The 5,997-nt window shown below is 35.5% G+C and carries 7 protein-coding genes; 4 read left to right on the top strand and 3 right to left on the bottom strand.

The window, feature by feature from the left end; all coding sequences use genetic code 11:
- The first annotated feature begins 439 nt into the window (after positions 1-439).
- Both mobV and ACFX4N_RS30925 read left to right on the top strand, forming a co-directional pair.
- Positions 440-1,861, top strand: coding sequence for a MobV family relaxase (gene mobV / locus ACFX4N_RS30930; RefSeq protein WP_377263813.1), 1,422 nt, complete (start codon positions 440-442; stop codon positions 1,859-1,861).
- 135 nt (positions 1,862-1,996) lie between these two features.
- Entirely contained in the window at positions 1,997-2,119 is a 123-nt protein-coding gene (locus ACFX4N_RS30925; protein ID WP_377263811.1) for a hypothetical protein, read from the top strand.
- 565 nt (positions 2,120-2,684) lie between these two features.
- Here ACFX4N_RS30925 and ACFX4N_RS30920 read toward each other — a convergent pair.
- From ACFX4N_RS30920 to ACFX4N_RS30910, 3 genes are all read right to left on the bottom strand, one after another.
- Positions 2,685-3,035, bottom strand: a complete 351-nt coding sequence (locus ACFX4N_RS30920) for a helix-turn-helix transcriptional regulator (protein ID WP_377263809.1) — start codon at positions 3,033-3,035, stop codon at positions 2,685-2,687.
- 151 nt (positions 3,036-3,186) lie between these two features.
- Positions 3,187-3,408 carry a hypothetical protein gene (locus tag ACFX4N_RS30915; RefSeq protein WP_377263807.1) on the bottom strand — a complete coding sequence of 74 codons (222 nt, stop codon included), beginning with the start codon at positions 3,406-3,408 and terminating at the stop codon, positions 3,187-3,189.
- Positions 3,405-3,890, bottom strand: a complete 486-nt coding sequence (locus ACFX4N_RS30910; protein WP_377263815.1) for a replication/maintenance protein RepL — start codon at positions 3,888-3,890, stop codon at positions 3,405-3,407. Before ACFX4N_RS30910 ends, ACFX4N_RS30915 begins: the two co-directional genes overlap by 4 nt.
- Before the next feature lie 843 nt (positions 3,891-4,733).
- Here ACFX4N_RS30910 and ACFX4N_RS30905 point away from each other — a divergent pair.
- Positions 4,734-5,249, top strand: a complete 516-nt coding sequence (locus ACFX4N_RS30905) for a DUF3967 domain-containing protein (RefSeq protein ID WP_377263805.1) — start codon at positions 4,734-4,736, stop codon at positions 5,247-5,249.
- A 512-nt stretch (positions 5,250-5,761) separates the two neighbouring features.
- Entirely contained in the window at positions 5,762-5,914 is a 153-nt protein-coding gene (locus tag ACFX4N_RS30900; RefSeq protein ID WP_377263803.1) for a glycine zipper domain-containing protein, read from the top strand.
- Positions 5,915-5,997: the final 83 nt, after the last annotated feature.

The following is a 5,997-nucleotide window of genomic DNA, read 5'->3' as shown; positions in this document are numbered from 1 at the left end:
AGTTTTATAAGGAATAAGAGTACTATATTCCGCGATTGTCAATGGTAAGCGGACCGTAGGGAGCATTAAGGAATTGATAATCTCTCCACACCAAGACCCTCTTGGCACTCAAACAAACGCGTTTGTTTGACGCCAACCGGCGAGGGAGCCCCCTCAAAAAAGTGAGGGGGTTGGGGGAGTTTTTAGGATGGGGTTAAGGGGAAGGGTTCCCCTTACAGGTGCTGGACAGCGTCCACGGTCTTAAAGAAAAAGGGCATCCGTGAAGGATGTCTTTTTTCTTTTTGGCGGAGCCAAACACAGGGAGGAACGCCGACCGCCCACCTCGTAGAGCGCGCTCCCAATTTGACCGAAGGTGAAAAATTGGTGTAGTGCGTTACACCAAATCTATAGTTATGGTATGCTTAACCTAGGAACAGTGGTCGGAATAGGGGGAAATAGAATGGCGCAATATGGGATTATCAGGGTACAAAAATTCAAAAAAGAAGCAATTACAGGCATACAGAAACACAATCAACGAGAAGGAAAAGAAAGCAAAAATAAGGACATTGATTCAGACAGAACAAGCTTGAATTATGATTTAGTGAACGAGGAGAAAATTAAATATCACGAAAAAATTAAGGAAATGATCGATGCAAGAGTGAAGAGAAAAATTCGTGCAGATGCTGTCTTGATATCAGAGTTCTTTATTTCTGCGAGTCCAGAATATATGAATACGTTATCTGATGGTCAACAGAAGGTTTATTTTCAAGAAGCTTATGAACATATTTCTGAGAAGTATGGAAGGCACAACATTTTATATGCGGTGGTACATTATGATGAATCAACACCTCATATGCATGTTGGAGTGGTTCCTATCACAGAGGATGGACGATTAGCTGCAAAGAGCTACTTTCATGGGAGAACGAAAATAAAAGCAATTCAGGACGATTTTCATACCCAAATGAGTATGAAAGGCTTCAAGATTGAACGTGGCAAATCAAGTGAAGTAAAACATAAGAGTGTTCATGAGTTTAAGAAAGAAGAACGACAAAAAGAGCTAAATCAATTAGAGCGACAACTAGTTTTTAAAGAAAAAGAGATAAATAGAATTGATACATTACGACAAATCAAAGAAGAGGGACCTACCGAATTACGAAGTGATCGACGTATTGAAGAACTTTGGAGTACTTCTTTAAACATCAATACATCTAAAACAGCCTTCGGAGGAAAAGTGAAGCTTGAACAAGGTGATTTTGATGGACTTATGGATTTAACGAAGAATTTGCAAAGTACACTTGTTGCTGAACATCAACGTACCCATGCTTTGAGTCAAGAAATAGATCGTAAAAATAAAGAGAATAAGGCTTTAAAGGAACAATTAGAAGACATAAAGCAAGATTTGAGTGTTTATGTTTCTCATCAAAATGGAGAAGTAGAGAAAGCAAAGAAGCAAATGAGAGAGAAACTTGTGCGTGATTTTTCTGCTGAACAAAAAGAAAACGTAAAAGAAGAGGCTAAGAGAGAACTAGATACTGAATATAAGGCCCATATAAGCCATTTAAGCGATGAATTAACCACGGAAAAGCAAAACCACAAATTCACTAAAGAATTGCTTAAAAAGGAAAATAAAGCTTCAGATAACATGACTGAATATGTGATGAAGATTACACAAGATTATGTTCCTAAAGAGCAATTGGACAAGGCTAATAGAAAAGTAGAGCAATTAGAAAAAGAAAATAAGATGTTAAAAGTATGGAAGGAGAAAGCCTTAAACTGGTTAGAAAAGCATTTAGAGAGCTCTCCAATGGTTGCTTTTATTCAACACGTAGGTGGTATCCAGAAGCGAACTAAAAAGCAAGAACAAGGATTTGAGCGAGAATAAAGTGTTTATGATATAATGCCCGTTCATCAGCATATTTCATTTGAGGTACTCTCTTTTAAAGAGAGTACCTTTTTATGTAAAGTGAATAAATTCTTTACTTGTTAATGAATTAATGAAAATAGGAGGGTTTCGTATATGGATTACACATTATTTCCTGTGGTTGTTTCATTAGTTGCCTTAACATTTGCAATGCAAGCGCAGTTAGAAAATAAAAAATTAAGACAACAAATTAGAGAGCTAGAAAGAAAAGAGACTTAAGGTAACCCTATTAACAAAATAAAAAGCTACCTCGGCAGTGGACGCGAGGTAGCTTTTTCACAGGGTTCAAACGTTTAACAAATATCGAAAAGATAGCTGCAAACAAATTATAGCATATTTTTTCCATAAAGACTACATTTTACCGTAAGAACATATGTATAAAAGGTAGCCTTTTTATACATCTTTCCTTCAATCACCTGAAGAGAAAACGTAGTCATATCAAGGATGTATAAAAAGCTGCATAAAGCAGAAATCGTAGCCTTATGAGAACCCTTATGCGAGAAGGGTTCTCTTTTTTGATGTGTACCGGAAAGAGACATTATGTTAACTAACCTTGTATAGCATATACAGGGTGAAAACAGAAAAAACTCCTCAGGAGGTCGGGAGTTTTTTCTGCTACATTCATTTTATTGAAGGATCGAAAGCTTACTGCTTCTTGAGTAGTTTGCTCAAAGGTTGCACCAGCTATGCAACCTTTACATAGCAAATTTGCAATAGAATATTGCATGGGTAAAAGAAAAAGCAGGCTTAAGCCTGCTCTTATAGCCTTTAAGGCTATATATAGTTAAGAAGTACGTATTAGTTTTTGTGAGGGCTCTTGATGTAAATTCTGAAACTGTTGAACAGCTTCTGTCATAGATGGTGTATTCAACTTCTTTAAGATACTTCTTCTTTGATTCTTAATCGTGCACTCTTCTTTATGGAGAATGTCTTGTATTTCTGAAATAGAATGACCATCAATAGCAAGAGCAAACACTTCTTGTTCTGCTTTAGTAAATTGATTCATGAAGACTTTCTCTTTCAGGATTTTGCATTCTTCTTCTACACTTTTCAGTCGAGCAACTTCATCAACTAAATCAGAAGCTATACTTAAAATATTTTCAATACCCATTAATAGTTTTTCACTTTGATCCATGATAAGACCCTCCTATTTTTTGAGGGCAACCCATGTTATAATCAACTTGTATATGTTGTCCATGGGGGTGCTTCCTTTGCAGAGGAAGTGCCCTTTTCATTTTATTTAGTTTGGACCTGCTGTGATTCGTTTGGATCACCTCCTTAAATAATTAATTTTTTCGATGAACTCCAAACTGTAAGTCAACTAACTTCATAGCTACTTTTTTAACATCTAATTCGTGTTCTAAAAAGTTAATTATTCTTTTAATGTCTTTAATACGATTAGTATTTGGTTCTTCAAGTTTTTCAAGGTAAGTTAGTACTCTTTTAGCCTCTTTAACTCTGTTTTCATGAGACTTCATTTTTTTAAGCACTAAGTCACGATTACTCACTTTAGACCCTCTCTTTCACGTAAAGCTTTAAAACGATCAAATTGACTTCTGTATTGATAATCTTTATTTTCTTTTTTACTAACTAGAATTTTCCCATCATATTTAGCAAATTTCTTTTTAGAGTTATAATCTGTCCAAGCAAGGTCAGCATTAACAATATAAATATTGGATGTACCCATTTTTAAAACATCAATAAATCCATTCTCTTGTAAGAGTTTAACTGCTCTATAGACTGTTGTACGTGATTTTCCAAAGTAGTCTATAAACACTTCATAAGAGCAAGCTAATGCATTTCTTGTATCCATATGTTCTAAGATGAAAAATAATATAGAGCTTGCAAAACCATGATTACTCATAAGCCATCTTATTTCTGGCATGTGTTCTCTATAAAGCTGAACAAAATTAGCATTTTTATCGTTTTCTTTTTTTATCTTTTCTCTTTCTTCTTCACGCTCTTGAATTTCCATAAATTTGTGAAGCATTTGTAATTCATTTTTTGTTAGTTCGACTTTCACTTTTTCTTCTTCCAACTCCTTTTGTCCCTCCTTATTTTTCTTCAAATGTTTCACCAGCTATGAAACATATATGTATCACTTTTGAAACATCTCGTTTCATTGTGTACATTATATTCCAAATAAGAAACAAAGTAAATACTTTTTGAAACATCTTGTTTCATTATGTTTCACCAGCTATGAAACATATATGTTTCACCAGCTATGAAACATTTAAACTTTTAAAACCCTTCTATACCAATACTTTTAAGAGCTCTTCTTTCTATATCTGATGTTTGCTATTTGAAATACAAGGTTCGAGTAGTATTTTTTAAGAAGATCACTTAAAAAATCTCCACTCTTTTCTCCTTGTATTTCAAATTTCGGCAGGTTAGGTTATCTCGCCAAGCCGACCATACCCAAAACGAAGTTAATCATGATCGGCTTGTAATAGCAATTGTACCTGCCGAACCGCCAGAGCAGCCGTTCTAAATTTCTGTTTTCTAAAAATAGGAGACGCAAACGGGGACTAGTCCCCGAACCCCTAGCCAGCTCGCCACCCCAAAACGAACGGGGAAACGGGTATGAACGATTGCCATGCATCGAATGAAAATTGGTTGCATGGGGGGCGTGCACTTGTTTTTGTTATAAATAAAATTTAACAAATCATATTAGTTTCAAAACCTTGATATAATAGGGTTTATCGTATAAGAACGCCCCCCATGCATAACTAAAACGATGTGCATGGGGGGCGTTCTTTGTTATTGTTTAAAGGATATTTGAGATACGAAGTATAACTCTTTATATAATTATAATTGCACGGGAGGGAACGATATGTCAGATGCGAAACTTGGGCAAGAGCCGGCTTATTGGACTGGTGAGGTAGCAAAGAAGCTAGAGATATCTGATAGTACTTTGAGAAAGTGGTGTATTCAATTGGAGGCCGCAGGTTATAAATTCATTAAGGGAGAGAATGACAGCCGTGCATTTACCGATCATGACCTGAAGGCTCTACAATTGTTTAAACAATTTGTAAAAGTTCAACGAAAAACCAAAGAAACTGCGTGTTTAGAAGTAGTCGAGCGTTATGGCACACGTACAGGAACACCCCCCATGCAACCAGCACAAATGGCCGTGCAAGCCCATGAATTCAAGGATAAAATTGATGATATGGCTCAAAGCCTTGAAGAGATAAAAAAACAATTAAATGAACAAATGGAGTTTAATAAAAAGCTTGTAGAACGTATGGATCGGCAGAGTATGACTCATATACGTGAAATTCAAGAGACGAGAAAACAACTTGCTGCCTCAGAAGAAAAAAAGAAGTGGTGGGAGTTTTGGAAGCTTTAACTTAAGTTTTCCAAACCATATAAGTTCCCACATTATTGACAACCTTAATAATGTATCAGGAACAACATATAGTATGTTTTTCATAATACTTAAGAGAAGATTTATTGAAAAATGGCACCTTAAAGGTGTCTTTTTCTTTGTATCATGACATGTTCTATATGATATTTGCCCCTTATGTTTGTTATAGAGGCAATTGTCAGCTTTACCTAAAAACAAGGGCGAATAACATGTAATTTTCAAGATACTTTTTATAGATAACATTGATTACGTCAGTAATTAGTTAACTATAAAAATCCTCTCTCTTTTTCTCCTGGTTTTTCATTGGTTTATTTTTAGAATGTGATGATGGGGGCATTGGAAATAATGTCGGGAATTTACGAATAGATATATAGCATACATAGAGATAAGACCGCCTTATAAACTGATACATAATGGGCGGTCTTTGTTATGAGTATTCTTTAAGTTCGAATAAAGCTTATAATTGATAATTTCTAAGAAAGAGGGGATATTTTTTGTCTGATGATAAAAAAAGGAGGATAACAATAGGAATTGGAATAGGTATAGGGTTGGCATTCGGGGCCATCTTCGGTTTACTTTTTAATAATCTTATCTTAGGCCTTGCAATAGGTGGTGCAGTAGGATTAGCAATTGGGTTGGGCAAGTGAACAAAAGAGTTTTATAAGGAATAAGAGTACTATATTCCGCGATTGTCAATGGTAAGCGGACCGTAGGGAGCATTAAGGAATTG

Source organism: Priestia sp. YIM B13551, from assembly GCF_042787905.1.
Lineage (GTDB): Bacteria > Bacillota > Bacilli > Bacillales > Bacillaceae_H > Priestia.
The sequence above is the reverse complement of the archived record's forward strand: the minus strand, read 5'-3'. Positions and strand labels throughout refer to the sequence as shown.

Coding starts and splice junctions, on each gene's coding strand:
- mobV (WP_377263813.1), top strand. CDS start 440: ATGGCGCAATATGGGATTATCAGGGTACAAAAATTCAAAAAAGAAGCA.
- ACFX4N_RS30925 (WP_377263811.1), top strand. CDS start 1,997: ATGGATTACACATTATTTCCTGTGGTTGTTTCATTAGTTGCCTTAACA.
- ACFX4N_RS30920 (WP_377263809.1), bottom strand. CDS start 3,035: ATGGATCAAAGTGAAAAACTATTAATGGGTATTGAAAATATTTTAAGT.
- ACFX4N_RS30910 (WP_377263815.1), bottom strand. CDS start 3,890: ATGCTTCACAAATTTATGGAAATTCAAGAGCGTGAAGAAGAAAGAGAA.
- ACFX4N_RS30905 (WP_377263805.1), top strand. CDS start 4,734: ATGTCAGATGCGAAACTTGGGCAAGAGCCGGCTTATTGGACTGGTGAG.